General features: G+C 70.1%; 24 protein-coding genes and 1 pseudogene. 12 read left to right on the top strand and 13 right to left on the bottom strand.

From position 1 onward, the window contains the following. Positions 1–147: 147 nt before the first annotated feature. The 3 genes and pseudogenes from AC559T_RS14045 to AC559T_RS14035 form a co-directional block, all read left to right on the top strand. On the top strand, positions 148–1,368 hold the full coding sequence (locus tag AC559T_RS14045; RefSeq protein ID WP_112108342.1) for a CaiB/BaiF CoA transferase family protein: 1,221 nt from the start codon (positions 148–150) through the stop codon (positions 1,366–1,368). A gap of 106 nt (positions 1,369–1,474) precedes the next feature. Further along, entirely contained in the window at positions 1,475–2,821 is a 1,347-nt protein-coding gene (locus AC559T_RS14040) for an ABC transporter substrate-binding protein (RefSeq protein WP_498868974.1), read from the top strand. Positions 2,822–2,901: 80 nt separating this feature from the next. After that, a pseudogene (locus AC559T_RS14035) lies at positions 2,902–3,000 on the top strand (thiolase family protein); the annotation flags it as partial. A gap of 63 nt (positions 3,001–3,063) precedes the next feature. On the opposite strand, the gene AC559T_RS14030 reads toward AC559T_RS14035, so the two are convergent. From AC559T_RS14030 to AC559T_RS13995, 8 genes are all read right to left on the bottom strand, one after another. Further along, the gene (locus tag AC559T_RS14030) at positions 3,064–4,104 is read right to left on the bottom strand and encodes an LLM class F420-dependent oxidoreductase (RefSeq protein WP_498868973.1); all 1,041 of its coding nucleotides are present in this window, start codon (positions 4,102–4,104) and stop codon (positions 3,064–3,066) included. A 236-nt stretch (positions 4,105–4,340) separates the two neighbouring features. Further along, entirely contained in the window at positions 4,341–4,742 is a 402-nt protein-coding gene (locus AC559T_RS14025; RefSeq protein ID WP_498868972.1) for a nuclear transport factor 2 family protein, read from the bottom strand. Between the two features lie 59 nt (positions 4,743–4,801). Then, the gene (locus AC559T_RS14020; protein ID WP_131627095.1) at positions 4,802–5,578 is read right to left on the bottom strand and encodes a hotdog domain-containing protein; all 777 of its coding nucleotides are present in this window, start codon (positions 5,576–5,578) and stop codon (positions 4,802–4,804) included. After that, a complete protein-coding gene (locus AC559T_RS14015) occupies positions 5,575–5,715 on the bottom strand; it encodes a hypothetical protein (protein WP_248828146.1) in 141 nt (46 codons plus the stop codon). The genes AC559T_RS14020 and AC559T_RS14015 overlap by 4 nt, the downstream gene beginning before the upstream one ends. Position 5,716: 1 nt before the next feature. After that, positions 5,717–6,943, bottom strand: a complete 1,227-nt coding sequence (locus AC559T_RS14010; RefSeq protein ID WP_498868971.1) for a cytochrome P450 — start codon at positions 6,941–6,943, stop codon at positions 5,717–5,719. Positions 6,944–7,042: 99 nt separating this feature from the next. Continuing rightward, positions 7,043–8,233, bottom strand: a complete 1,191-nt coding sequence (locus tag AC559T_RS14005; protein ID WP_498868970.1) for an amidohydrolase family protein — start codon at positions 8,231–8,233, stop codon at positions 7,043–7,045. A 194-nt stretch (positions 8,234–8,427) separates the two neighbouring features. Further along, positions 8,428–9,225 (bottom strand): coniferyl-alcohol dehydrogenase, encoded by a 798-nt coding sequence (locus AC559T_RS14000; protein ID WP_498868969.1) that lies wholly within the window; start codon positions 9,223–9,225, stop codon positions 8,428–8,430. A gap of 171 nt (positions 9,226–9,396) precedes the next feature. Then, on the bottom strand, positions 9,397–11,010 hold the full coding sequence (locus AC559T_RS13995) for an acyl-CoA synthetase (protein ID WP_498868968.1): 1,614 nt from the start codon (positions 11,008–11,010) through the stop codon (positions 9,397–9,399). Positions 11,011–11,352: 342 nt separating this feature from the next. Between AC559T_RS13995 and AC559T_RS13990 the strand changes: the two genes are divergently transcribed. The 3 genes from AC559T_RS13990 to AC559T_RS13980 all read left to right on the top strand — a co-directional run bounded on the left by AC559T_RS13990 (position 11,353) and on the right by AC559T_RS13980 (position 14,848). Further along, positions 11,353–12,273, top strand: a complete 921-nt coding sequence (locus AC559T_RS13990; protein ID WP_498868967.1) for an amidohydrolase family protein — start codon at positions 11,353–11,355, stop codon at positions 12,271–12,273. 84 nt (positions 12,274–12,357) lie between these two features. Further along, complete coding sequence (locus tag AC559T_RS13985) at positions 12,358–13,500, top strand: acyl-CoA dehydrogenase family protein (protein ID WP_498868966.1); 1,143 nt, start codon at positions 12,358–12,360, stop codon at positions 13,498–13,500. A 130-nt stretch (positions 13,501–13,630) separates the two neighbouring features. After that, a complete protein-coding gene (locus AC559T_RS13980; RefSeq protein ID WP_112108353.1) occupies positions 13,631–14,848 on the top strand; it encodes an acyl-CoA dehydrogenase family protein in 1,218 nt (405 codons plus the stop codon). Positions 14,849–15,116: 268 nt separating this feature from the next. Here AC559T_RS13980 and AC559T_RS13975 read toward each other — a convergent pair whose 3' ends face one another. Genes AC559T_RS13975 through AC559T_RS13965 form a run of 3 tightly spaced genes read right to left on the bottom strand, consistent with a single transcriptional unit; the run spans position 15,117 to position 17,789 of the window. Then, entirely contained in the window at positions 15,117–16,745 is a 1,629-nt protein-coding gene (locus tag AC559T_RS13975; RefSeq protein ID WP_498868965.1) for an AMP-binding protein, read from the bottom strand. Positions 16,746–16,771: 26 nt separating this feature from the next. Next, complete coding sequence (locus AC559T_RS13970) at positions 16,772–17,689, bottom strand: LLM class F420-dependent oxidoreductase (protein ID WP_498868964.1); 918 nt, start codon at positions 17,687–17,689, stop codon at positions 16,772–16,774. After that, positions 17,667–17,789 carry a hypothetical protein gene (locus AC559T_RS13965; protein ID WP_498868963.1) on the bottom strand — a complete coding sequence of 41 codons (123 nt, stop codon included), beginning with the start codon at positions 17,787–17,789 and terminating at the stop codon, positions 17,667–17,669. The genes AC559T_RS13970 and AC559T_RS13965 overlap by 23 nt, the downstream gene beginning before the upstream one ends. A 787-nt stretch (positions 17,790–18,576) precedes the next feature. Between AC559T_RS13965 and AC559T_RS13960 the strand changes: the two genes are divergently transcribed. From AC559T_RS13960 to AC559T_RS13950, 3 genes are all read left to right on the top strand, one after another. Further along, the gene (locus AC559T_RS13960; protein ID WP_112108355.1) at positions 18,577–19,263 is read left to right on the top strand and encodes a TetR/AcrR family transcriptional regulator; all 687 of its coding nucleotides are present in this window, start codon (positions 18,577–18,579) and stop codon (positions 19,261–19,263) included. Positions 19,264–19,536: 273 nt separating this feature from the next. Continuing rightward, positions 19,537–19,776, top strand: coding sequence for a hypothetical protein (locus tag AC559T_RS13955; protein WP_498868962.1), 240 nt, complete (start codon positions 19,537–19,539; stop codon positions 19,774–19,776). Positions 19,777–19,991: 215 nt separating this feature from the next. Continuing rightward, the gene (locus tag AC559T_RS13950) at positions 19,992–21,110 is read left to right on the top strand and encodes an ABC transporter ATP-binding protein (RefSeq protein WP_498868961.1); all 1,119 of its coding nucleotides are present in this window, start codon (positions 19,992–19,994) and stop codon (positions 21,108–21,110) included. Positions 21,111–21,135: 25 nt separating this feature from the next. Here the strand turns inward: AC559T_RS13950 and AC559T_RS13945 are convergent, their stop codons facing one another. Together AC559T_RS13945 and AC559T_RS13940 are read right to left on the bottom strand one after the other, a co-directional pair. Next, positions 21,136–21,861 (bottom strand): TetR/AcrR family transcriptional regulator C-terminal domain-containing protein, encoded by a 726-nt coding sequence (locus AC559T_RS13945; RefSeq protein WP_131627085.1) that lies wholly within the window; start codon positions 21,859–21,861, stop codon positions 21,136–21,138. Between the two features lie 327 nt (positions 21,862–22,188). Further along, complete coding sequence (locus AC559T_RS13940) at positions 22,189–22,902, bottom strand: TetR/AcrR family transcriptional regulator (RefSeq protein ID WP_306769325.1); 714 nt, start codon at positions 22,900–22,902, stop codon at positions 22,189–22,191. A gap of 98 nt (positions 22,903–23,000) precedes the next feature. On the opposite strand from AC559T_RS13940, the gene AC559T_RS13935 reads away from it, so the two are divergent. From AC559T_RS13935 to AC559T_RS13925, 3 genes are all read left to right on the top strand, one after another. Next, positions 23,001–23,576, top strand: coding sequence for an alcohol dehydrogenase catalytic domain-containing protein (locus tag AC559T_RS13935; protein ID WP_498868960.1), 576 nt, complete (start codon positions 23,001–23,003; stop codon positions 23,574–23,576). An 11-nt stretch (positions 23,577–23,587) separates the two neighbouring features. After that, on the top strand, positions 23,588–24,406 hold the full coding sequence (locus tag AC559T_RS13930) for a sugar phosphate isomerase/epimerase family protein (RefSeq protein ID WP_498868959.1): 819 nt from the start codon (positions 23,588–23,590) through the stop codon (positions 24,404–24,406). 110 nt (positions 24,407–24,516) lie between these two features. After that, the gene (locus AC559T_RS13925) at positions 24,517–25,518 is read left to right on the top strand and encodes an aldo/keto reductase (protein ID WP_498868958.1); all 1,002 of its coding nucleotides are present in this window, start codon (positions 24,517–24,519) and stop codon (positions 25,516–25,518) included. Positions 25,519–25,749 lie beyond the last annotated feature (231 nt).

Raw genomic sequence — 25,749 nt, 5'->3', positions numbered from 1 at the left:
TTTTAGGTCGCGCAAGCTATAGATCATCTATAAGATGAGAGAGTAACGTGCATCACATCCGCGCCGGGCTACGGCCGCCCGTGCAGTGCCAGCTCACCCGTCCGACGCCAACTCCGAACACACGACCGACGGGCTCGTGGAGGGCCGATGACCTCAGTCATGCAAGGCGTCCGAATTCTCGAGGTGGCCGAGCACACGTTCGTCCCGGCCGCCTCGGCGCTGCTGTCGGATCTCGGTGCCGACGTCATCAAGGTCGAGCACGTCGTGCGGGGTGACGCGATGCGCGGCCTGGAGTCGACCGGGATGGCGGCCGTCGGCGGCGGCGTGCACGCCCTGCTCGAACACTCGAACCGGGGCAAGCGCAGCATCGGGCTCGACCTCACCTCCGCCGACGGCCTCGACCTGCTGTACCGGATCGCGGCGACGGCCGACGTCTTCCTCACGAACAAGCTCCCGAGCGTGCGGGCCAAGCTCCGCATCGGTCTCGACGAGATCCGGGCGGCGAACCCGAACATCATCTACGCCCGCGGGACCGGCCAGGGGGAACGCGGACCGGACGCCGACAAGGGCGCCTACGACGCCCTGGCGTTCTGGGCCCGGGCGGGAGTCGCGGTCGGGACGACCCGGCCCGAGTACGACGGCCTGAACCCGCCACCGCCCGGCCCCGGGTTCGGCGACTCGATCGGCGCCGTGACGATCGCCGGCGGAATCATGGGCGCGCTGTTCCACCGCGAGCGCACCGGCGAGGCCACGACCGTCGACATCTCCCTGCTGAACACCGGGATGTGGGCGATGGGGCAGGCCATCGCGCTGTCCCTGCTGCTCAAGCGGCCATGGCAGGCCCCGCCGGTCGAGGACATGAGCAGGAACCCGCTGGTCGCCACGTACGGCACGAAGGACGGCCGGGGCCTCATGCTGTGCTGCCTGCAGGCGGGCAGGTACTGGGCCGAGCTCTGTGCGGTGATCGGCCGCCCGGAGCTGGCCACCGACCCGCTCTTCGCCGACCACGGGTCGCTCATGGCCAACCACAGGCAGGTCGCCGCCCACCTCACCCTGGCGTTCGCCGAGCGGCCGGTGGACGAATGGCGCCGCAGGCTCGAACCGTTCAGCGGGCAGTGGGCGGTCGTGCAGGACACCCTCGAGGCGGCCGCCGATCCGCAGACCGCCGCGAACGGCTACCTGCAGCCGTGCGAGTCGGCGACCGGCGCTCCGTTCGAGTTGGTGGCCGCGCCCATGCAGTACAACGAGCAGCCCGCCGCGGCCGGCCGCGCCCCGGGGTTCAACGAACACGGCGACGAGATCCTCGCCGACATCGGCCTCGACATGGAAGCCGTCATCGACCTGCGAATCCGCGGCGTCGTCGCGTGACCGCTCAGACGGACACCCGGTCCTATCGTCCGGACCTCTGTCAGAATCAGATGGCGCTCGGAGACTAAATCTTCAGGCGTGAGATCCGAAGGACTACCAGATTCTCATGAAGCGATTACACGCCGGTCTACGCCGGTTGTCGGTACTCCTGGTCGCGCTGGCGCTCGCGACGGCGGCGGCCTGTTCGAACTCGGGCGGGGGGGACTCGACCGAGAGTGATGGCACCGCTGGACCGGCCCCGGCGAACGGGGCGCCAGGCGTCACCGCCGACGCGGTCAACTTCTCGATGCTGGCGACAAAGACGAACAATCCGACCGGAGCCTGCATCTACGACTGCTTCGCCCAGGGAATCGAGGCGTACTTCGCCTTCCGCAACAGCGAAGGCGGCGTGCACGGCCGGCAGCTGAAACTGACGAGTAAGATCGACGACCAGCTGGGTCAGAACCAGCAGAGTGCGCTGCAGATCATCACCGCGAACGACACGTTCGGCACGTTCAGCGCCGCCCAGCTTCCCACCGGGTGGGGCGACCTGGCGAAGGCGGGAATCCCGCAGTACGTGTGGGCGATCCAACCGGCTGCGATGGTCGGCCACGACGACATCTGGGGCAACGCCGGCATCACGTGCCTTGAGTGCACCGCCCGCTACTACCCCTACGGCGCCAAGATCGTCGGCGCCACGCACATTGCGGCCATGGGCTACGGTATTTCCGACTCCTCGAAGCGGTGCGCCCAGTCTGTCCGGGACTCAATCGAGCTGTACGCCCCCGAGACCGGCCAGCAGGTGGTGTACTTCAACGACGCACTCGCGTTCGGTCTTCCCAACGGAATCGGGCCCGAGGTGTCGGCGATGAAGCGCGCGGGCGTCGACATGATTGTGAGCTGTTTCGATCTGAACGGCCAGAAGACGCTCGCGCAGGAGCTGCAGCGGCAGGGCATGCCGGACGTCAGGATCCTTCACCCGAACACCTACGACGAGAAGTTCGTGCGGGAGGCCGACGGCCTGTTCGAAGGCGACATCGTGCAGGTCTCCTTCCGGCCCTTCCAGGCGGACCCGGGCGACAGCGGCCTCGCCGACTTCCAGAAGTGGATGGGCGAGACCGGCGCGGAGATCAGCGAGGTCGCGATGATCGGCTGGATCAACGCGGACATCGCCTACCAGGGGATTCTGGCAGCCGGGCCCTCGTTCACCCGGCAGAGTGTGATCGACGCGACGAACAAGATCACCGACTTCACCGCGGGCGGCCTGGTGCCGCCCCTCGACTGGACCCGGATGCACGACAGCCCGACCCAGGCCGACCCGAAGACGCACGGACCCGCCCAGGAATGCGCCAGCTTTGTACAGGTCAAGGGAGGCAAGTTCAATCTGGTGGGTGGAACGGCGGAAAAGCCGTTCGTCTGCTGGTCGAACGCGAACCGCGACTGGACCGACCCGACACTGACGTCCTTCGACTAGACCGTGGGCAGATCCGTGGAAGCGCTGGCCGGCGGTCCCGCCGGCCAGCCGCCGCGATTCACTTCCCGGTACCCGGCGGAATGATCGAGACGGCGGAGAACCTACGTAAGGACTACGGCATCTCCCGCTCGGAGCAGGATGAGCTGGCGCTGCGCTCACATCAGCGAGCGTCTGCATCGGTGGGGCCAGGGCATATCAGCGATCTTCGAACGCATCGACGGACAGACGGACGCGCCGGGGCGTCAGGAGGCCCACTCGCGCAGCTGCTCGATCGCGGCCACACGCGAACGATGGTCGGCGGCGAGCGGGGTGACCTTCAGCGTCGTCACACCGGCCTGCGCGTAGGCGGCCAACCGCTCCCTGAGGTGGCCCGCGGAGCCGACGAGCGCGGTCGCCCGCAGCAGGTCGCCGGGGACCGCCGCCTCGGCCTCCTTCTTCTTCCCGGCGAGGTAGAGCTCCTGGATGAGCTCTGCTTCGGCGACGTAGCCGTACCGCCGAGCGAGGTCGTTGTAGAAGTTCCTGCCCTTGGCGCCCATCCCGCCGATGTAGAGCGCATACATGGGACGCATCAGGTCGAGCAGGCCGTCAGTGTCCTCGCCGATCGCGAGCGGCGCGCCGACGACGACGTCGAGCTCTCCGAGCTCCGGGGCGCGCTTCGCCCTGCCCTGGGCCAGCGCCCGCCCCCACACCTCGCCGGCCTTCTCCGGGTGGTGGAAGAGCGGCTCCCAGCCCTCGGCGATCTCCGCGGCCAGCTCGACGTTCCTCGGGCCGATCGCGGCGAGGACGATCGGGATCCGCTCCCGGACCAGCCGATTTATGATCTTCAGCGGCTTGCCGAGGCCGGTGCCCCGTTCAGGTGGCAGCGGCAGGGTGTAGTGCCGGCCCGCGTACTCGACCTTCTCGCGCCGCCACACCGCCCGGCAGATCTCGACGACCTCGCGGGTGCGGGCGAGCGGAGCGTCGTACGGCACACCGTGAAAGCCCTCGATCACCTGCGGCCCGGACGCGCCGAGCCCGAGGGTGAACCGCCCGCCGGACAGGAAGTCGAGCCCGGCCGCGGTCATGGCCGTCAGCGTGGGCGTGCGCGTGTAGATGGGCAGGATGCCCGAGGCGATCTCGATCCGCTCCGTGCGCGCGGCGAGAAATCCGAGCTGGCTGACCGCGTCGAACGAGTACGCCTCCGGGACGGAGACGATGTCGAGCCCCGCCTTCTCGTAGTCGCCGAGCGCCGCGACCGCCTCCGTGAACCCACCGCTGTAGTCCAGCGGCATTCCGATCCGCATGCGGTTCCGCCTTCCGTCCTCGGGCCGGATGTCCAGGGCAACCGGCGTCCTGTGCGGACTGTGGGACTGCCATCCTCGCCCGTCCTGCCGGCGCGCGGGGCGACGGCGCCACGGCTGCGGGGCGAAGCCGTGTCCCGAGCCGGACCGGCCCGACACCGGAAATTCAAGAATCGACGTCGCCTTCCAGCTTCTCCCACCCACCGCGCCGGTGCTGTCACAGGCAGGAGAGGAAGGGGCTAGCGCTCAGGCCGGTCCGCGAGACCGGCCGCCGTGATGAACCGGCACCTGCAGCGTCTGATACGCCAGCCGTCAGCCGTCCGGACGAGCTCGTCCGTGTAGACGGCACTGCGCGAGACGCCGTCCGCGCGGCTGACGAACAGCAGGTTCCGGGAGGTGCGTGCCTCGTCGGCGCTCAGCATCTCGATGACCGGCGAGCCGCCCAGATGCAGTCCACCGGGCGCCGCGGCCATCATCGCGCGCAGCCCTTCATGCCCGTCGAAGGAACGCCCGTACACCTGGTAGCTGCCGTCCTCGACGAAGAGACCGACCCAGCCCGCCACATCGTCGAGGTCGAGTGTCAGGCAGTACCGGGCCAGCAGGTCGCCTATCGCCACCTGGTCCTCCGGAGAGGGAAGCATCAGAACTCCTCCTGGCCGCCCTCAGCTCGAGGGCGGCCGGCGTCGGGAACGGGCGTGCCTCACAGCTGTCCGAAGGAGACCGTCGCGTGGCCGATCAGACGGTCGCCGGAACCGGCGTCGCCAAGCCGGACGACTGCTACCGGGGCGCCGGTCCGGGACGGCACCTGCCGCGCGGACGCGGTGAGCGGGCCGACGCGGAGACGGTCGAGATAGCGGATGTCCAGGTCGGTAACCGCGAGGCCACGATCGCGCCCACCCACCACGCGCTCCGCCGCGAGCTCGGCGGCCAGCGCCTGGACGCCGCCGTGGAGGGTGCCCGCCGGACCGTTGGCCAGCCTCGGCGACGAGTCGAGGACAAGGGTGTGCTCGTCCTGCACGCGGGCCCCCAGGAACGCGTCGAACGAACCTCCCTCGACCGGTACGACCCGCGAGGCGCCCACGGGCATCCCGGCTCCGAGATCGAGCACCGCGAAGGTCGACACGGCCCGGCCGAACGGCAGGGGCGAACCGTCGGAGAACAGCTCGGTCTCGGCGACGACGAACCGGCGGCCCACCCGCAGCGGCTCGCACCGGAAGTGCAGGTGGCCGGTGGTCGGAGGGGACGAGAGGAGGACCAGTCGCAGGTCCATGGTGGCCCCCACCGCCGGCTTGCCCGGCCCGTCCGGCGTCTGCCCGGCGACGATGTCCACCATGGCGAGGAGCACCGAGGCCCGGACGCGGGTGGTCCCGGGCGCGAACGACTCCGGGCGCACGGGCGCCGTGGCTGTCACGGGCGGGCCGCCCGGCTCCAGCGCGAGCGCCAGCAGCCGGGCGAAGTGGTGCGCCGCGGCGGTCACGCGGGCCTGTCCATCCGCAGCGCGTCACGCCGGGCGATCCGCCACTCGCCGTCGAGCCTGACCAGCTCGTCGTGGCACCAGTAGCGGGCGAGGGTCGCCTGGACCGCGAGCTCGTCGACAAGCGTGGAGCCGCCCACGTCAGGCCATCGTGTAGCGGATCGGCAGCCGCTTCGGCCCCCCGACGAACAGGGCCTCCATGTACTCGGGCGTTCCGGCCAGCTCGATCGACCGCACCCGGGGGACCAGCTCCGCGTAGAGCGCCTGGCCCTCGAGGCGGGCCAGGTGGGTGCCCAGGCAGTAGTGGGCGCCGAACCCGAAGGCGACATGCCGGTTCGGGGTCCGGCCGACGTCGAAGGTGTTCGGGTTGTCGAAGACGTCCTCGTCCCGGTTGGCCGACGGATAGGAGAGCAGGACCGACTCCCCCGCCGCGAGCTCGACGCCGCGTACGACCGTGTCCTCGCGGGCGGTACGCATGAACTGCTTGACCGGGGAGACCCACCGGATCATCTCGTCGACACCGGTCGTCACCAGGCTGGGGTCGTCGACCAGGCGCTGCCACTGACCCGGGCTCTCCAGCAGGGCGTGCAGTCCGCCGGCGAGCGCGGCGCTGGTGGTGTCGTGCCCCGCCGTCGCGATCAGCGTGTAGTAGCCGGCCGCCTCGAGCTCGCCGATCTGTTCGTCGCGAATCGTGGCGTTGGCGATCACCGACCCCAGGTCGTCGGTGGGGTTCGCGCGGCGGTCCTGGATCAGCGCCTGGAAGTAGTTGAAGAAGTCGATCAGGGTCTGCATCTGCGCCTGCCTGTCCTGGTTCCTGGCCAGGTCCTCGTCGTCCGCGCCGAACAGCTCCTGGGTCAGCCTGAGCATCCGGGGGAAGTCCTCCTCGGGCAGGCCGAGCAGGGACAGGATCACGTACAGCGGGTAGTGCGAGACGATGTCGGCGAAGAAGTCGCACTCGCCGCCCTGGTCGGCCATGCGGTCCACGAAGCGCTTCGCCAGCTCGGCGATGCGGTCGCGCAGCCGCCGGACACCGGCCGGCTTGAACCAGTCCGCGCTCACATGGCGGTAGACCGGATGGTCCGGGGCGTCCATCTGGACCAGCGACCGGATCGGGATGTTCTCCCGGTCGGCGTCCTTGGGCTTGGGGCCGAGCGCGGGCCGGGGCTCGTTGATCCAGATGTCGGAGGCGCGGGAGATCGCCATGACGTCCTCGTGCCTGGTGACGGCCCAGAACGGGTTGAAGTTCGGATGCTCGACACGGTGGACCGGTGACTCACGCCGCAGCAGGGCGGTGGCGGTGTGGAAGCGCTCGTTGTCGGCGTACGCCCGCGGATCCGTGAAGACGGTGGCCGCTGCCGCGATATCCATGCTGGTTCCTCCGAAGTCGTCGATCAGGCAGGGCGCTTGACGCCAGGCGGAAAGCAGGCCGGGTCCGTTCGCGAGGCCGGCCGCGCAGCTCCGGCCGGGTCAGTCGAGCGAGATCCGCATGACCTCGAGGGCGTTCTCGCGGGCGATCCGCCGGATGTCGGCGTCGGGCAGCCCGCCCAGCGACTCGGTCAGGAAGTCGGCGGGCGCGCGGGTGCCCTCGGCGTGAGGCCAGTCCGACCCGAGCAGCAGACGGTCGACCCGCACATCGGCCACGAGCTCGTCGACGCGGTCCTCCCAGAAGGGAGTGATCCACACGTGCTCACCGAACACGTCCCTCGGGTGGTCCTGGAAGTAGCCCGGGTTCCGGTTGGCGGCGTCGTCCAGGCGGTGCAGCAGTTCGGGCGCCCACGCGGCACCGTTCTCGACACTGGCGAACCGCAGCGCGGGGAAGCGGTCGAAGATCCTGTGGCAGACCGCGGCGGCGTAGAAGTCGCTGACCGCCCGGCCTTTCGTGACGATGCCGCGCAACGGCGAGCGGAACAGCGAGCTCTCCGCACCGCCCGGCTCCCACATCTGTACCAGGGTGTCGTAGCCGTCGAGGCCGGCGTGGGTCGCCACGACGATCCCGGCCTCGGCGGCCAGCCCCCAGAACGGGTCGTACACCGGATCGAACGGTGAGCGGAAGCCACCGGGCACCGGAACCGGCGCGTTGCGGACGTTCACCACGACAGCTCCGGCCTCGATCACCCGTCGCAGCTCGTCGACGGCGGCCGCGGGGTCGAGCAGGGGAACGTAGGGCACGGCGAACAGCCGGCCCTCGTAGTTGAAGCCCCAGTCCTCGTCCAGCCACCGGTTGAACGCCCGGAAGACTTTGCCCCCGGCCTCCGGGTCGTGCCTGAGCGCGTCCTCGACGCCCACCCCGAGCGTGGGGAACAGCAGCATGCCGGCCAGCCCCTGCTCATCCATCAGCTGGAGACGACACGCGCGGTCGCGGTACTCCGGCCGCAGCGGCTCGAGTTCCCCGAAGGCATCCTTGATCTGCTGCTGGCGCGGGTTGCCCCGGTACCAGTCGTACAGCGCGCCCGGCTTCGCAACGGGATCAAAGGTCGGGTTGGCGATGTAGGAGTTGAGCGTCCCTCCCACGAGCAGGCGGCGCCGGCCGTCCACCTCGGCCCACCGGACACCGCGGTTACGCAGCGAGCGGTCCTGGTACCTGGTGAAGGCGTCCTCTGCCTCGTAGTAGTGGTTGTCGAAGTCGAAGATCCACGGCTTGGTGGGCTTATTCGTCACGGTCCGTCTCGCATTCCGATCGTCGTTCATGCGGCCTGACGCCCGACGCGGCGTCGCCAGAATATCGAAGTCGACACCGATGTCGAGATATATCGACCCTCGAACCGCGGCTTCGACTGGAGGCGGCCCGCCGGGCCGAGCGGCCCGTCCCGGCCAGTCGGTCTGTCCCGGCCAGTCGGTCTGGCCCGTCCCGGCTAGTCGGTCTGGCCCGTCGCGAGGGCCGCCTGCAGGCCCGCGTCCACCGGGAGGTTCACGCCGTTGAGGTAGCCGGCGGCGTCCGAGCCGAGAAACGCGAGGATCTGCGCGACCTCACGGGGCGAGGCCGGCCGTCCGAGGCCCTGCCGGACCGACCAGTCGATGATCTCGTCGGTCATCGTCAACCGGAAGTCTCCGAGCAGCGGCGTGCTCGTGGCGCCGGGACAGGCACTGTTGATCCTGGTCCCCGCCCGGCTGGCCGCGCGGGCCGCGCGGAGCGTGTAGAGCTGGGTGCACTCCTTGGACAGCGCGTACGGGTCGCCGGCCCGCTCGGGGTGGGTGTCCAGCCAGGTGAGCGCCTCGTCCCAGTCGTCGATCGCCATCAGCCTGCCCAGCTCGTCCTGGTGCGCCTGCCAGCCGATCCCCGCCATCGACGAGGTGATGACGACGGCCCCGCCGGCCGGTATCCGTCCCGCGAGCCGCTCCGACAACCGCCGGACCGCCAGGTAGTTCACGCTGAAGACCACAGGCGCGGGCTGCGTACCGGCAACCCCGGCATTGTTGAACAGGACGTCCACCGGACCTTCGATCGCCGCCGCGGCGGCGTCGACGCCCGCCCGGGAGGACAGATCGGCCTCGACGAAACGATCCACCGCAGCGGCTGGCGGCTTCCGGTCGATCACTGTGACGTGCGGCGCGCCGAGGTCACCGAGAAGCTCGAGCAGAGCGGCGCCGATACCGGAGGCACCGCCGGTGACGACGACCCGCTTGTCCTGGTAACTGAAGGGGTTTCCCACCGGACCTCCATCGGGACGGTTCGTGGTGCCGGCGCCGCCTGGCTCCGTTGCGGGGCCGGCCCGCGGGAACCGTTCCGATGATCTCCTCGGTGGCCGCGGACACCACCTCGAACAGCTCGGAGCCGGCAGGGCTGGTCCAGCGCCCGTCGATGTAGAGCTCGTCGTGCCCGCTCACCGCACTCCTCCTGACAAATCCGACGACGCCGCGGCGGGCGGGGTCCGCGAGTCCGCCGGCGGGCGGGCCGCCAGGCGATCCAGATACTTCTGCCGCAGCGGAACCTTGTAGAGCTTGCCGGTGGGCAGGCGCGGCAGCTCCGCCTGGAAGTCGACGACCCGGGGAACCTTCGGCCCGGCGAGCTGCTCCCGGACGTGGGCCCGCAGCGCCTCGGCCAGCTCCGCCGTGGCCCGTACACCCTCGGCCGGCTGCACGACCGCGTGCACGTACTCGCCCATCTCCGGGTCGGGCAGTCCGAACACGGCGACGTCGGCCACCGCCGGATGCACGGCGAGACACGCCTCGATCTCGGCCGGGTAGATGTTCACTCCGCCCGAAATGATCGTGAACGCGCTCCGGTCGGTGAGGTACAGGTATCCGTCGTCGTCCACGTAGCCCAGGTCACCGAAGGACAGCCAGTTCTCGTGCCCGGGGTGCCGCACCGACCGGGTCTTCTCCGGATCGTTGTGGTACTCGAAGACGGTGCCGTCCCGCTCGAAGTAGATCGAGCCCGTCGCACCGGTGGGCAGCTCGGCGCCGTCCGGCCCGCAGACGCGGATCGTGCCGAGCACCGGCCGGCCGACGGAGCCGGGATGGTCGAGCCACTCGGCCGACGCGATGACCGTCATGCCGGCGCCCTCGGTTCCCGAGTAGTACTCGGTCACGATCGGGCCCAGCCACTCGATGATCTCGCGCTTCACCGGGACGGGGCACGGAGCACCCGCGTGGACGACCCGCCGCAGGCTCGACAGGTCGTAGCCCTTGCGGACCTCGGCCGGGAGCTTCAGCAGCCGGACGAACATCGTCGGGACCGCCTGGACATGGGTGACCCGCTCCCGCTCGATCAGCTCGAGCATCTCCCGCGCGTCGAACTTCTCCATGATCACAATGGTGGCGCCCAGCTCGTGCGCTCCCCGCGCCCAGCCGAGGGGGGCCGCATGGTAGAGCGGCGCCGGACAGAGGTACACCGACCGCTGATCCATGCCGCCGAGCCGCTGGCACATCAGCGCGCCGCCCGCCGCCACGGGGTCCCCGACCTCGATCCCGCGCAGCGGCCGCCTGATCCCCTTGGGACGCCCGGTCGTGCCCGAGGAGTAGAGCATGAGCTCACCACACGGCTGCCCGGGAAGGGCCTGCGGCGGGAACGACGCGATCGCCTCCTCGTACGGCTCGAAACCCTCGACGGCCCCGTCCATCATCAGGCGGGTCTCGCACCCCGCCACGTCCGCCACCGCCGTGCCGGCGACGGGGGCGAGCTTCGCGGTCGCCACGAGCGCCGACGCCTGTGAGTCGCGGAGGATGTAGGCGATCTCGTCCGCGGTGGCGTAGCGGTTGATCGCCGTCAGGTACAGGCCCGAGCGCACCGCCGCCCACAGCACTTCCAGGAAGCGGGGATGGTTCTCCGCCAACAGGGCGACGACGTCGCCGGCGCGCAGCCCGCGGGCGTGGAGGAGGCGTGCGAGCTGGGCGGAACGACTGTCCAGCTCACCGTAGGTGACGATCTCCCGGCTGTGGGCCATGACGACCGCGGGCCGGTCCGGAGCGGACGCCGCGTGGGTGCCGGGATACATGTGTCCTCCAGCCTCAGGACCGCGCGCGGAGTCCTCAGTCGCCATGGACGCGACCAGCTCGAAATGGGATCTTGACCTTGAGCCGCGATACCGACCTCGCCGGCGGATCCCGCCTCCGCACGGCCACTCCTCGGAGGCCGGATCACCCTGGGCCTGATGGCGAATCCACCGCCGTGCGGCGAGCGTAACTCATGTCGATATCGATGTCGACATCGACAGTGATCGCGGGCTATCGTTGGCCCGGCCCGACCGACGGCGACCGCCGCCGATCCCGGCCCGGACACCGCCACCGCCGCCGTGGGGGGCGGCGTCGCGGCGCAAGCATCACGGAAGGTACCCAAGGTGGCTCCCACGTTCCCACCCCCCGCCACGACCGACCGCTCGCTCCGGCCGTTCGACATCGGTGTGATCGACACAATGGTGGGATTCCCCCAGGATCCGGCCGCGCTGTACAGACAGATCAGGGCCTCGTTACGCGACAAGGAGTCGCGGGACGAATTCGTGATGCCGGCGGCGTACATGTTCCACGACGTGCCTGCCAGCCACCTCGCCGACGACGTCGACCCGGTCGCGCTCGTACTCGGCGAGATGGACCGGCACGGCGTCGAGATCGCCCTGATCAGCCTGAGCGCGAACACGGAGGCCGCCGAGCGCGCACTCACCGAACACCCGGGCCGATTCGTCGGCTCATGGAGCTGCGATCCCAACCGGGGAATGGAGGGAATTCGTACCCTCGTCCGCGTCCATGAAAAGTGGGGCGTCCGGGCTGTCTCCCTCTTTCCGCACGGAGTGCTGCCGCAGGTGGCCATCGACGCACCACAGATGTATCCGATCTATGCCAAGTGCGTCGAGCTGGGCATCCCCGTGTTCGTGACGGTCGGGATCGCCGGCCCCCGGGTGCCGTCCATGGTCCAGCACGTCGAGCTCGTGGACCGGGTGATGTACGACTTCCCCGAGCTGGTGTTCGTCATGCGGCACGGTGCGGAGCCGTGGACCGACCTCGCCGTGAAACTGATGATCAAGTGGCCCAACCTGTACTACTCGACCAGCGCCTTCTCGCCGCGCTATTACCCGGCGGACATCATCGACTACGCCAACACCCGCGGCGCGGACCGGATCCTGTACGGCGGCTACTTCCCCATGGGCCTGTCCCTCGACCGGATCATGACAGAACTGGCGCAGCTCCCGCTGAAGGAGGACGTGTTGCCGAAATTCCTCCGGGAGAACGCCGCCCGCGTTCTCGGTCTCGCCGAGAAGAACTGAGCCTGGCCACCGCAGGCTGATCCCCGCGCGAGCCGGCGAGCGGTCCACGCGTACGGACTGTCTTCATCTCCTGAGGAAGGCCACGTGAATCTAGCTTTCACCCAAGAGCAGAACGAACTCCGGCGGACGGTTCGCGACTTCCTCGACAAGACCTCGCCCGAGGCCGAGGTCAGACGTCTCATGGAGACGGTCGACGGCTACGACCCCGGTCTCTGGCACCAGCTCGCCGGCGAGCTCGGAATCGCCGGTCTGACCTTGCCGGAGGAATACGGCGGCGCGGGCTGCGGATTCGTCGAGCTCGGGGTCGTCCTCGAGGAGGCGGGACGCTCGCTGCTGTGCGCGCCGGTGCTGTCGACCGTGGTCCTCGCCGCCTCGGCCCTGCTCGGTCTGGGTGACGACGCCGCCTGCCACGACTACCTGCCCGGGATCGCCGCCGGCACGACCGTCGCCACGCTCGCGCTCACCGAATCCGCGGGCCGTTGGGCCGGTGCCGACGGCATCACCACCACAGCCACCCTCGACGGCCACAGCAACGGCAACGGGTGGACGGTCTCGGGGAAGAAGGCGTTCGTGCTCGACGGGCACGCGGCGTCGCTGCTGCTCGTCGTCGCCCGCACCGGAGCCGGCCTCAGCGTCCTCGCGGTCGACGCGGGAGCCCCGGGCGTGCACCGTGTGCCGCGGGCCACCCTCGACCAGACCCGCAGGCAGGCCGACATCACCTTCACCGCGGCGCCGGCCCGGCTGCTCGGCGAGGCGGGCGCGGCCCGGCCGGTACTGGAGCACGTGCTCGACCTCGCGGCGGTCGCGATCGCCACCGAGCAGGTCGGCGGGGCGGCGCGGGTACTCGACATGGCGGTCGACCACGCCAGGACCAGGGTCCAGTTCGGCAGACCGATCGGCTCGTTCCAGGCCGTCAAGCACAAGCTCGCCGACATGCATCTCGGCGTCGAGTCGGCACGCTCGGCCGCTTACCACGGCCTGTGGGCGGCGGCCGACAACCTGCCCGACCTGCCGCTGGCCGCAAGTCTGGCGAAGGCGTGCTGCGGTGACGCCTTCGTCGCGGCGGCCACCGAGAACATCCAGGTCCACGGCGGCATCGGTGTCACCTGGGAGCATCCGGCGCACCTGTACCTGAAGCGCGCGCACAGCTCGCGGCAGCTCTTCGGTCACCCGGCCCACCACCGGCAGCGACTCGCCCGGTACGTGCTCGCCGAGCAGTCCGAATGAACCGGCGGGCCGGCCCGGCCGGCGGGCCGGCCCGGCCGGCGGGCCGGCCCGCCGGCGGCCCGACCGCCGCGGGCATCCCGAAGTGATCGTGAACCGAGTCGCTACGAACGTGTGTGGAGGCGAAGACCCGATGCAGCACTCACCCGCACCGGCCCCCGGGCGCAGCGGCGAAGGACGAGCGCGGGTCGAAGGACGAGCACGGTTCGAGGCTCGGGTCCGCGAGTGGTTCGTGGCCAACGCGCCGCGCAAGGGATCGCCGGAGGACTTCTCCGCGGTGCACGTCGTCAGCGCGCGGACCCCGCAGGAGTACCACGAGCAGGAACAGCACGCGATCACCGTCACGCGCGCCTGGCAGCGCCGGTTGTTCGACGCCGGCCTGGCAGGCCGGTCCTGGCCGACCGAGTGCGGCGGCCACGGTGCCCCGGGCTGGCAGGACGAGGTCGTCGTGGCGGAACAGGCGAAGTGGGGCGTGTCGACGAAGATGTTCGCCGTCGCGCTGGAGATGGTCCCCGCCGTGCTGTTCGGGCATGGGACCCACGAGCAGCGCGTCGCCTACCTGCCGCCCATCCTGCGGGGCGAGCACGGCTGGTGCCAGCTGCTGTCCGAGCCGGGCGCCGGCTCCGACCTGGCCAGCGCGCAGACGAGGGCGACCCCCGTGGACGGAGGCTGGTCGGTCACCGGCCAGAAGGTGTGGACCTCCAACGCGGGCTGCAGCGACTACGCCCTGCTCATCGCCCGGACCGGGAGCCGGGAGGAGGGCCGGGCCGGCCTGTCGTGCTTCGCGATGAAGATGGAGCAGCCCGGGGTCGAGATCCGCCCGCTCCGTCAGATGTCCGGGGCCTACCACTTCAACGAGGTCTTCCTCGACAACGCCTTCGTGCCGGAGAACGGGCTGATCGGCGGCCCGAGGGAAGGGTGGGCCGTGTTGCGGACGATGCTCGCCAGCGAACGGGCCGCGATCGGCGGCGGCACCAGCGCGCGCTCCGCCACCCAGCTCGTCGGGCTGGCCAGGCAGCTCGGCTGCTCCGACGACCCGGGCGTTCGGGATCTGCTGGCCCAGGCGGTCATCCGGGAGCGCACGCTGGACCTGCTCCGGGCCAGGATCGCCGCCGGGCACGCCGTCCCGGCGGCCGGACCGACGACGAAGCTGCTCTACTCCGAGCACGCCCGGCTCAGCGCCGACGCGGCGACCACCATCCTCGGGATGGCGGTGACGCTCGTCGACGACCCGCAGGCCGCGCCATGGATCGAACGGCTGCTGTTCGCCCCGGGCCTGCGCCTCGGCGGTGGCACCGACGAGATCCAGCGGAACACGATCGCCGAACGGGGACTCGGCCTCCCCCGCTGAGCGCCCTCAGGGCAGCCCGGCCCCAGGAACGAGGACCCGGAGGGTCGTCACGGCGGAGGTTCTGCGCCCCGCCAGGGCCTGTGCGGTCCAGTCGGTCGCGGTCAGCAGGAACAGCGTCCGCCGGTCGGCTCCGCCCAGGGCACAACCGAACTCGACCCGTCCGGCGCGAGACGCCGAAAAGTGCCGGGCTGGCGTCCGGTTGCTCGAGCGCTGTCATGAGGTCAGCGCTGTCATGAGTTCCCTGCCTGCTCGGGAACCGGTGCGTCGCTCATCCGAGAAGTGGGTCGAGTCGGGTGCGGTCGGCGTCGTCGAGCAGACGCAGCGCCTCGCCCTTCGCGGGCCGCCAGAGGACGCCGTCCGCCCGCCAGGCCTCGCGCCGCAGCCACATCTTGTCGATCTTCATGCTGGCCAGCTTCGGCAGCTCCCCGGTGACCCGGACGAAGGCCGGCCACCATTTGGGACCGAGGTCGGGCTGCTCGGCGAGGAAGGCGTCGAACGCCGCGGGATCGAACCCGGCGCCGCCCCGCAGCTCGAGGGCGACCATGACCCGGTCCCCGACCGGGTCATCGGGAACGGCGTAGACCGCGACGGAACGCACGTCCGGATGGCGGGCGACGATGGCCTCCACCGGCGCCGCCGCGAAGTTCTCGCCGTCGACCCGCAGCCACTCGTTCGACCGGCCGGCGAAGTACAACCAGCCGTCGGCGTCGCGGTAGGCCAGATCCCCGGACCAGTACCGGCCGTCCCGGAACCGGGACCGGGTCGCCTCCTCGTTGCGGTAGTAGCCCTCGAACCCGCCGGTGGGGACGGTCTCCACGATCTCACCGACGGCTTCGTCCAGATTGGTCGGGCGCCCGTCCGGACCGAACGTCACCGGCGGGCATTCCAGCCCGGTCTGCGCGTCGAGCACCCGGACCGTCGGATCGGCGGCGCCGAGGGCGCCCGCGGGCATCGACGGGTCACGGCGGACGATGACAACGCCCTCGGTGGAGCCGTAGCTGTCCCGGACGGTGCAGCCGAACCGGCGGGCGAACACACCGATGTCGCGCACCGACGCCTCGTTGCCGATCGCCAGCCGCAACGAGCTTTCGGCGTCGTCGGGACCCTCAGGCGTGGCGAGGATGTAGTTGAGGACCTTGCCGGTGTATGTGATCATCGTGGCGCCGAACCGGCGGAGGTCCGGCAGGGTGTTCGAAGCGGAGAACTTCGGCCGGGTCGCGATGGGGATCCCCGCGTTCAGCGCGGAGGACCACCCGGTGAACAACGAGCTGGAGTGGAAGAACGGCAGCGGCGAATACACCGCGTCGCCGTCGCCCAGCTCGGCGATCCGGGCCACGTGGGCGCCGGTACGCGCGAACCGCCCCTGCGTGCAGCGCACCGCCTTCGGCAGGCCCGTCGACCCCGACGTGAAGATCAGCAGGAAGAGGTCCTCGGCCCGCACCGGCCGGTCGGGCGGCAGCGGCCGCTGCCGCGCCACCCGTGCCGCGTAGTCCGGCCCGTCGACGACCAGCACCCGGTCGGCGGCGACACCGGTGTCCACCCCGTCCAACAGCGGCTGGTAGCCGGACGAGGTGACCAGCAGCTGGCAGTCGGTGTGCCGGATGAGCTGGCCGAGCTGATCACCCCGGTACGTCGCGTTGACGCCGACGACCACGGCCCCCGACAAAGCCGTCGCGGCCAGCCAGAACAGATAGTCCGGCACGTTGTCCAACAGCACACCGACGTGCGGTGGGCGGTCCCCGTCCCGGAGCTCCTCGAACAGCGCCGCCCGGCGGGACGCCTCCTCGACCAGCTGGCTGTAGCTCCACCGCTGGTCACCGAGGAGCAGAGCTGTCCCATCGTCCGCGGACCGCCGCCGCAGCAGGTCGGCGACAGTCGTCATCGCAAGGTCGGGCATGGCACTCCCCTTCGCTCCTTCGGCGGTCACCACAGGCTGGCGATGGGCTCCACCATGACGAGGTCGGTCGGCTCCACGATCAGTGTGGTGATCGGGCTGTCCCGCCACGCGGCGAGCTGGTCGGCGATCCGGGTGGGCGGACCCACGAGCGCCAGATCGTCGACCAGCTCGTCGGGAACGGCGGCGCAGGCCGCCGCGCGGTCGCCACCCAGGTAGAGGTCCTGGATGCGGCTGGCCTCGTCGGCGTACCCGTAGCGGGAGACCAGCGAGGCGTAGAAGTTCCTGGACCTGGAGCCCATGCCCCCGATGTGCAGCGCGATACGCGGGCGTACCTGGTCACGGCAGTCGTCGAGATCGTCCCCGACGCAGGCGAGGACAGTGGGGGCCACCTGGAATCCCTCGGGTGCCTTCTCCAGTGCCTCCCCCCAGGCACCGCTCCAGCGCGTCGGGCTCCACAGGTACAGGAGCAGGCCGTCGGCCTCCGCCACGGCCATGGCGACGTTCTTCGGCCCCAGGGCGGCGATGAGAATGGGAGTGTCCGCGGCGGCCGGCATCGTGGAGCGCAGCGGACGCCCCTGCCCGGTGGAGTCCGGGCCGGTGTAGGGAACGGTGTAGACCGAGCCGGAGAACTCGAGCCGCTCGGTCGCGGCCAGGGCCTTGCGCAACACGGCGAGGTACTCACGCGTCATCCGCACCGGAGGGCGGTAGGGCACGCCGTGCCACCCCTCGACGACCTGTGGCCCGGACGCACCGAGCCCGAGCAGGACGCGCCCCTGGGAAAGCTGCTGCAGCGTCAGCACCGTCATCGCCGTGGTGGCCGGAGTACGCGCCGGCATCTGCGCGATGGCGGTACCGAGCCTGAGACGACTGGTGACCGCGGCGACGTAGGCCAGCGGCGTGAACGCGTCGCTCCCCCACGCCTCACCCGTCCACACGGAAGTCATATCCCGACCGCTCGGCCCGCCGGGCGACATCGGCGAGTGACGCCGCGTCCCCGTGGATTCCGGCAAGGCTGAGCCCGAGCGCGACCTTCGGCACTGACACGCGCGGACCATAGCCCGCATGTAACTTCGATGTCAATTTCGAGTTTCCTGCCACTGGCGCCACTACCGGGCCGCCACCGAGCCGGTGACGCACCTCAAGCCGGGACTCCCCGACAGAAGCGGTCCGCTTGCCCTGACGACACGCGGCCGTTACGGTCACAAATGTCAATGTCGACGTCGATGTTTCTTGCGGTGGGGCCAAGCGGTCCATCCGGACCGGAGCAACTCGTGCGCTGGGACGGCCCGCTCCCCCGCACCGCATCCGGGAAGGTCGTCCGATCCCGGCTCGTCATGGAGTCACCAGCGAAGGACAGCGACCTGGCAGCGCGGCTGCGGGATCACTGACCACCACGACCGCCGGTTGGGTCGCAAAGCCCCGCGGCCCAACCGGTGCACATCGCCCTCGACCCACATGCCGCCTTCTGGCGGTCGAGGGTTCACACCATCGCGATCACCTGCCCGGCGAGCCCCAACCATGGCAGGCATCACATCCACGACATCGTCACATCGGAAATATCGATGTCAAGGTTGATGTCGAGGTCGACGTCAAGCTAGATGTTGGCGGAGCGTGGAACACAGCACAGGCATCATGGAGGTGGAGCGAGCGTGGCGCGGGACCGCAGTCGTGGCAGACTTGCCGTCCGGCCTGCACGGCTGGAGCGGGAGCGGCAGCGACCGGGCCCGACGGCGCCACGAGGTGCCGGCAGCGCCCCCCAGACCCGTCATCCGCTCATCAGGTTCCGGCGCGAGCCAGCAGAGCCGGTTGACACGCGCCGAGAGGACCCACCGTGCCTGAACGTACCCAACACGGGACCGCGCTGCCGAATGCCCCTCGTGCGCGACGCGAAGAGGTTGAAGTAGGCAAACGTCGCGGTACCGGGCGCACCCGCCGAGGTCGTCAGAGCCGGAGCCAGCTCGTCGATGCGGCCCGCGTCGTGTTCGAGCGCGACGGCTTCCTCCATGCCAGGGTGGCCGACATCTGCGATCTGGCCGGATTCTCCCACGGGTCGTTCTACACGTACTTCGTCTCCAAGGAGGAGATCTTCCGGGAAGTGGTCGACTCTGTCGAGCTCGATCTCCTCACTCCCGAGCCGACTGGTTCCGCCACCGATCCCATCGAACGCATCCGCGCGGCCAACCGCCATTATCTGGAAACGTACGCCGCAAATGCCAAGATAATGCAGGTCATCCAGCAGGTCGCCACTTTCGACAACGACGTCCTCAAGATCCGCCTGCAACGCCACGAGGTTTTCGCTCACGCCATCGAGCGACGGGTGAGAATACTCCAGGACGCCGACCTCGCCGACCGCAACGTCGACCCCGCGTACGCCGCGCAGGCGCTCGGCGGCATGGTCGCCTACTTCGCGGACCTCCTGTTCAACACGGAGAACAGCTCCCGTTTCGATCTCGACACGGCGGTGCAACAGCTCACCATCCTCTGGACGAACGCGCTCGGAATTCGCCGACGCGTCTGACCGTCGGGCAGCACCGACCCCGTGTCCAGGGTCCGTGGTCGCTGCTTGACGGTGGGCTCAACATCATCTCAGAATATCGAAGTCGACGTCGAAACTGAGGTTCCGGGCCCAAGCGGGAGCTGATGCTGTTCTGATCACCACCGGCGCCGCCGAGGAGATCCGCCAGCTGCGCGACGCGCTACGCGGGACGCTGGGAACCGCTCACCAGGAACTCCCGTCGATGCCGGCGGCTGACTGGCGCGCGAGGGGTGGAGCACCCTCGCGGAGCTCGGTGTGACCGGCTTCTGCGTCCCCGAGGCGAAGGGGGGCGTCGGCCTGCGGCCCGACGCGGCGGTGGCCGTGGCGATGCAGCTTCTCACCTCGTCGACGTCCATCGACGACAGCGGCCACGAGGTCGCCGACCGCTGGTATCACAACTATCTCTGGGGTCGTGCCCTGACCATCTCCGGTGGCGCCTCAGAAATCATCCGCGGCATCATCGGCCGGCAACTCCTCAGCCTTCCCCGGGCGTAACCGCGACGGCAGACCCACGCGCACCCCATCCACAGCACAGGGTGACGACTGAGCGACGCATCCACACCGAGGGGCCTCCCGGCGGGGCCCTCGGGTACCGATGCGTCCCTTGACCTACGGCTGCGTGTACCTTAATTTCTCCCGGCAGGGAATAAGTCCGGTCCCGGGAACCCGCTCTCCACGACCTAAGATCCGCGCATCCGAAAGGCCGAGACGTGAGCACACTGCTCGATGTCGAAGACCTCGTGGTCGACTATCCGGTCAGAGGTTTTCGCAAGAGCCCGGTCCGAGCACTGAGGGGTGTGTCGGTCGACGTCCGCCCTGGCGAGTGTTTAGGCATCGTGGGCGAGTCCGGATCCGGCAAGACCACGCTCAGCCGTGCGGTGCTGGGGCTCGCACCGGTGACCTCGGGTTCGATCCGTCTCAAAGGGCAGGACATCGTCCGGCTGTCCCGGGGCAGGCGGCAGCGCCTCGCAGACAAGATCCAGGCTGTTCTCCATGACCCGTACAGCTCGCTCGATCCGGCGCTGACGGTTGAGACGTCCCTTGCCGAGCCACTGCGCGCCCAGCGGGTCCCGGTCGCCGCGGCTGCCCGACGGGTGCGGGAGCTGCTGGACCAGGTCGGTCTCCCGGCGAGTGCGGGCCGACGGCTACCACGCGAGTTCTCGGGCGGCCAGCGTCAGTGCCTCGCCGTCGCCCGCGCGATGGCCCTCTCCCCCGAGCTGATCATCTGCGACGACCCGGTGTCGGCCCTCGACCCGCCGTCCCAGTGGGCGGTCCTCGACCTGCTCGTGGAGCTCCAGAACACCACCGGCGTCGCCTACGTGTTCATCTCCCACGACCTCGCGGTGGTGCGGCACGCTTCGCATCGAGTGGCCGTGCTGGAGCACGGAGAGGTCGTGAAGCGGATCGACGGCGACAGAGTCGCCGGCGCGTGGCACCGATGCCCGCAGCGGCAGTTCCCGGCCGCGCCCGTCCCGGACACGAGGTTGCGGGCGGAGTGCCGCGCCAGTCAACCGCAGTCACTCCAGCGGCCAGGCCGGGATGATTCGCTCCCGCAGGTCCGGAGACTCGGGGAGTCGAACGCGCTGCCCTTGCCGGCCTGGGGTGACGCTGATGGAAGGCGGCTGCGAGGTCCGCATGGAGAACGCGGTCGGTGGTTCGCTGGCCGCGGCGGCGGTAACCCGGGCCGACCTCCTCGCGAGTCACCCCGTCGGCATGGCCGGCGTCCTTCCAGGGCCAGCGGGACCGGACCCGCCCGGCCCATCCCACAGCGATCATGGTCCTGGCGAGGAGACCGCCCGACCTGTTACCGACGCCGACGCCGGAGCTGACAGCGACGCCGATCCGCCACCCGGATCAGGAGTTCCCGCCCGGTGACGGGGTTCTGGCAAGAAGGCGTTCCAGGCCGGCCACGATGAACTCGAGTTCAAGCTCGAAGGGTGACTCCTGCGGGTCGTCCGGGGACTGCTCCCGGGCGAGGACCCGCCGCAGGTGGGGAAGCCGGTCGCCGGGAAGCTCGGCGAGGACGCGCTGAACCTCGGTGAGCGTGGGGTGCCGGGCGAAGCGTGCGGCGAAGAGAATGTCCTTGGCGTTGGTGAACACCACGCGGGTGATCAGGGCGAGGGCATGGCTGGCACCGGTCTCGTCGAAGCCGGCGTCGAGCAGCCTGGCGAGCAGCGCGTCGGCCGGAACCAGGACGCCGGCTCCGGGAAGTCTGTCGATCAGGAGCGACAGCGAGGCCTCGCGCAGCAGCACACGGCGCACCCCGCGTGCGTAGACGCGGACGGCCTCCTGCCAGCTGTCCTCGGGGATACGCAGGTGCTCCAGCTCGGCTGCCAGGGTCTGCGCGGTGACGAGCTCGAGGAGCTCCTCTCGACCGGACACGTAGTAACTGACTGCCTTACGGTCCGCTCCGAGACGGTCGGCGACCGCCTGGAGTGTAAGGCTGTCCGGATCGAGGGCGATCGCGGCGTCGATGACCATCTGCCGGTTGAGGCGCGGTGGCCGGCCAGGACGGCGGCGGGGACGCTCATACCTGGGCGTCTGGCCGACGTCCTGCGTCGCAGGGTTGGTGCTGTCCACTACCACGTTCTACAGGTTTCAGGGGCACCCGATCCGGCGCAGCGTGGGTCGGCAGGCACCGCGACCGGTGCGCATTCAGCGCAGTGTCAGCTCCCAGGCGCTCTCGAGCATGATCCGCCGCTGGGCCTGCGCCGAGAAGCCGCCCAGACCGGCGAGAAAGTCCTTCGGCCGTCCGTCGCACACGCATCCTCGGTGGACTGATCAATGAGTGCCGCAACTCCGCCTGACGACACCCCCGACAACCACGCCAACTACAGAAGACCAGCGCACAGACCGAAACCCGGATTCTGGAGCCCCACAGGTGGGCGGGCGTGAGACGCCAGGCATTCACTGGCCGGGCCGCGACGTCCGCCTGGATGTGGTCGGTGTTACTGGGCCGCGTGGCGCTGTGGCGCTCGGGTCTTGGAGCGATGCGGTGATGACCTCACCGCAAAGGGCTTGGACTTTGGCCGGATCGGCGGCGCCGGGATGCGCGAGGGAAAGGGCTGCGATGCCCCGGGCCATCCCCATGACGAGCACGGCAGCGGCGTCGGCGTCGGCGTCGGCGCGGATCGATCCGTCCTGTTGACCGGCTCGGATGGTCTCGGCGAGGTCGCGATGTGTTTGCCGGTCTGCGTGGACGACGGCGGGCAGCGGGGAGTCGGACGGGAACGTCGCGCCCCACATCACGACCACAGCGCGCTCCTCGGGTGCGTCGGCGGCGACGAAGACCTCGAGGTAGGTCTCGATCGTCACACGAAGCGCCTCGAGGGCGGAGAGCTCCTCGGCTCGCCGGTCGGTGCGCTCGAGGGCCTCGGCCGTTGCCTCGAGCGTGCGCTCGTGGGCGCGCTCGGCCAGCCGGGTGATCAAGCCCTCTTTCGACCCGAAGTGGTAGGCGGGCATCTCTCGGCTCGTCCCAGCGCGCGCGCCGATGCTGCGCAGCGACGTCCGCTCGAACCCGCGCTCCGCGATCAGTTCGGCCGCGGCTCGCAGCAACGCTGCTTCGGACGCGGCGCGGCGCTCGACCTGCGTTCGCCGCTGCGGATGCCCAGCCACCGTCACGGCGGTGACGATAACAAATTCCTGGCACGTGCCAGAGAAGTGCTAACTTATCGGGCACGCGCCAGGTAACACTGGCTCAGTCAACTGGGGAGGCTCGGTTGCCGCGTGCGATCGTGTTCAACGGTGATGAGACCTGGCAGCTCCGCGAGATCCCGAAGCCCAGGCTCCGGCCCGGCTGCGCCGTGCTCCGGGTCGAAGCGGTCGGGATCTGTCACAGCGACGTCGACCAGTTCAGGGGCCACGCGCCGGTGCCGTCGGGAGGCGTGTTCCCCACGGTTCCGGGCCACGAGATCGTCGGCCGGATCGAGCAGATCTCACCCGCCGCGGCCGCGGAGTTCAGCGTGCAGGAGGGGGACCGGGTAGGCGTCCGCTCCTACGTCGCGACGGCCGACGGGAGATCGCGCGTCTACGGGTTCGACTTCCCGGTCGATGAGGCGTCCGGGCTGTTCGGCGGTTACGCCGACTACATGGAGCTCGTGCCGGGCGCTGAGGTGCAGAAGCTCCGCGACGACCTGCCGGCGACCGAACTCACCGTCTACGAGTGCCTGTCCAACTCGGCGACCTTCGTACGCCCCGCGGAACCCGGGGAATCACTGCTCGTCCTGGGTCCGGGCCACATGGGCGTCACCGCCAGCCTCGCCGTGGTCGGCGGGGCCCGAGGACCGCGATTATGAGAGGGAGAACGATGGAACGACTGTCGATCGAGCCGCTGAGCGTGATGGGACTTCCGCCGGTGGAATCCGTCGGCCTGGCCGCCGACCTCGGGCTCCAGTACGTGGCGCTCGCCCTGAGCGCCTTACCGAATCCCTACGGCTACCCACCCTTCTCACTCCGGGACGATCTCGCCCTGCGGCGCGAGACGCTCGCCGCCCTGCACGATCGGGGCGTGACGGTTTCGCTGGGCGACGGGTTCGTGCTCCATCCCGGCATGGACATCCGTGACCTCGCCGGCGACGTCGCCATCGTGGCCGAGCTCGGTGCCCAGCGGATCAACACCGTCACCTTCGATCCGGACTTCGGCCGCAGCGTCGACCAGTTCGGCGTGCTTGCCGAGATGGCCGCCGAGTTCGGGCTGGAGACGACGCTGGAGTTCTCGCCCGGGCTCGCGATCGCCGACCTCCCCACGGCGCTCGCCGCCGCCCGGGCGGTGGGGAGGCCGGACTTCCGTCTCCTCCTCGACACGATGCACCTCGTGCGGTCCGGCTCCGGCCCGGCCGAGGTCGCCGCCGTCGGCCCTGACCTGATCGGGTACATCCAGCTCAGTGACGCTCCGCTTGTGCCCACCATCCCCGACTACATGGAAGAGGCGTGTTTCGAACGGATGGTGCCGGGCGCCGGCGAGCTGCCACTGCTCGAGATACTCGAGGCGCTGCCGCGCCACCTGGTGATCGGACTCGAGGTGCCTCTCCGCTCGCAGGCCGACGCCGGTGTCGGTCCCCACGACCGGCTCGGCCGGTGCGTCGACGCCGCCCGGAAGCTCCTCGTCCAGGTGGACAACCGATGAGGGACGGTCGAGGGCCGGCGCGCACCGAGACGACAGCTCGGCCGCTCGGTACAGGCCACCAGCCCGGGGTGGGCCCGACCGCGCACCGACCGGATCCCGGAGCCGTCGGCGTGAGTCCTCGGCGCATCGGCAGCCTGGAGGTATCCGTCGTCGGTCTCGGCGGCAACAACTTCGGTACGGACTTCTTCGGCGCTGGCTGCGACGAGCGCGAGGTCGATCGGATCGTCCACGCCGCCCTCGACGCGGGCATCAACCTCTTCGACACCGCCGAGGAATACAGCATCACGTCCTTCCTGGGCGAAGGGCACTCCGAGGAGCTGATCGGGGCGGCGCTCGGCCGGCGGCGGGACGAGGCGATCATCGCCACGAAGTTCCTCAACCAGAGTGAGGCCGACCCGGATCAGCGGGGCGCAGCGCGCATCGTGGCTGCCGTCGAGGCCAGCCTGCGGCGGCTCGGGACGGACCGGATCGACCTCTACCAGCAGCACCAGCCCGACCCCGCCACACCGGTCGAGGAGATCCTCGAAGCGCTCGACCGGCTGGTGCGCGCCGGCAAGGTGCGCGAGGTCGGTTGCAGCAACTTCAGCGGCAAGATGCTGGACGACGCCGCCGAGACCGCGACTCGGTCGTCGTTCTCGCCGTACCGGTCCTGTCAGGTGCAGTACAGCGTGCTGGAGCGCCCCCACGAGGACGTGCTCGGGGCGGTGGAGCGCAATGGCATGACCGTCCTTGCCTACTTTCCTCTCGCCAGCGGACTCCTCACTGGCAAGTACCGCCGGGGTGAACCACCGCCGCCGAACGCACGGCTCGGTGCCGACGCGCCGGTCAGTACCATGCTCCGCCAGGGGATCATGGCCCGCCGCCCGCCGCTGTCCGACGAGCGGCTCGCCACCGTCGAGCAGCTGTCAACCTTCGCCGAGGAACGAGGGCACTCTCTGCTCGAGCTCGCGATCTCGTGGCTCGCCTCCCAGCCAACCGTTGCGTCGGTCCTGACCGGCGTCACGAAGCCCGAGCAGGTCATCGCCAACGCCTCCGCCGCCGGATGGCAGCTCACCCCCGAGGAACTGGCGGCCGTCGACGCGATCGTCGCTCAGGAGTCCGAGGCTCCATGAGCCTTTCTGATTGTCGTCGATGGGCTCGAGCAGGCTGCTCGTGGCGTGGAGTGACGCGGTGGCCCGCCCCACCGCGTCGTCCCCCGACTCCGGCCGCAGGGCCGCTCCCGCCCCATCCGCGCAGGTAGGTCTCGTGCACGTGACGGAGGAGCGGCAAGGGGATCGGACGACGGTAGCCGGCGCCTGGCTGCGTACCGGCGGATGCGCAGCCAGGCCGGGAGCGTGCAACGC

This window comes from Frankia sp. Hr75.2 (assembly GCF_949319125.1).
Classification (GTDB): Bacteria; Actinomycetota; Actinomycetes; order Frankiales; family Frankiaceae; genus Parafrankia; species Parafrankia soli.
The sequence above is the reverse complement of the archived record's forward strand: the minus strand, read 5'-3'. Positions and strand labels throughout refer to the sequence as shown.

Excerpts from the sequence above, each read along its gene's own strand:
- AC559T_RS14045 (WP_112108342.1), top strand. The coding sequence starts at position 148 with ATGACCTCAGTCATGCAAGGCGTCCGAATTCTCGAGGTGGCCGAGCAC.
- AC559T_RS14040 (WP_498868974.1), top strand. The coding sequence starts at position 1,475 with ATGAAGCGATTACACGCCGGTCTACGCCGGTTGTCGGTACTCCTGGTC.
- AC559T_RS14030 (WP_498868973.1), bottom strand. The coding sequence starts at position 4,104 with ATGCGGATCGGAATGCCGCTGGACTACAGCGGTGGGTTCACGGAGGCG.
- AC559T_RS14025 (WP_498868972.1), bottom strand. The coding sequence starts at position 4,742 with ATGCTTCCCTCTCCGGAGGACCAGGTGGCGATAGGCGACCTGCTGGCC.
- AC559T_RS14010 (WP_498868971.1), bottom strand. The coding sequence starts at position 6,943 with ATGGATATCGCGGCAGCGGCCACCGTCTTCACGGATCCGCGGGCGTAC.
- AC559T_RS13995 (WP_498868968.1), bottom strand. The coding sequence starts at position 11,010 with ATGTATCCCGGCACCCACGCGGCGTCCGCTCCGGACCGGCCCGCGGTC.
- AC559T_RS13980 (WP_112108353.1), top strand. The coding sequence starts at position 13,631 with ATGCAGCACTCACCCGCACCGGCCCCCGGGCGCAGCGGCGAAGGACGA.
- AC559T_RS13975 (WP_498868965.1), bottom strand. The coding sequence starts at position 16,745 with ATGCCCGACCTTGCGATGACGACTGTCGCCGACCTGCTGCGGCGGCGG.
- AC559T_RS13970 (WP_498868964.1), bottom strand. The coding sequence starts at position 17,689 with ATGACTTCCGTGTGGACGGGTGAGGCGTGGGGGAGCGACGCGTTCACG.
- AC559T_RS13930 (WP_498868959.1), top strand. The coding sequence starts at position 23,588 with ATGGAACGACTGTCGATCGAGCCGCTGAGCGTGATGGGACTTCCGCCG.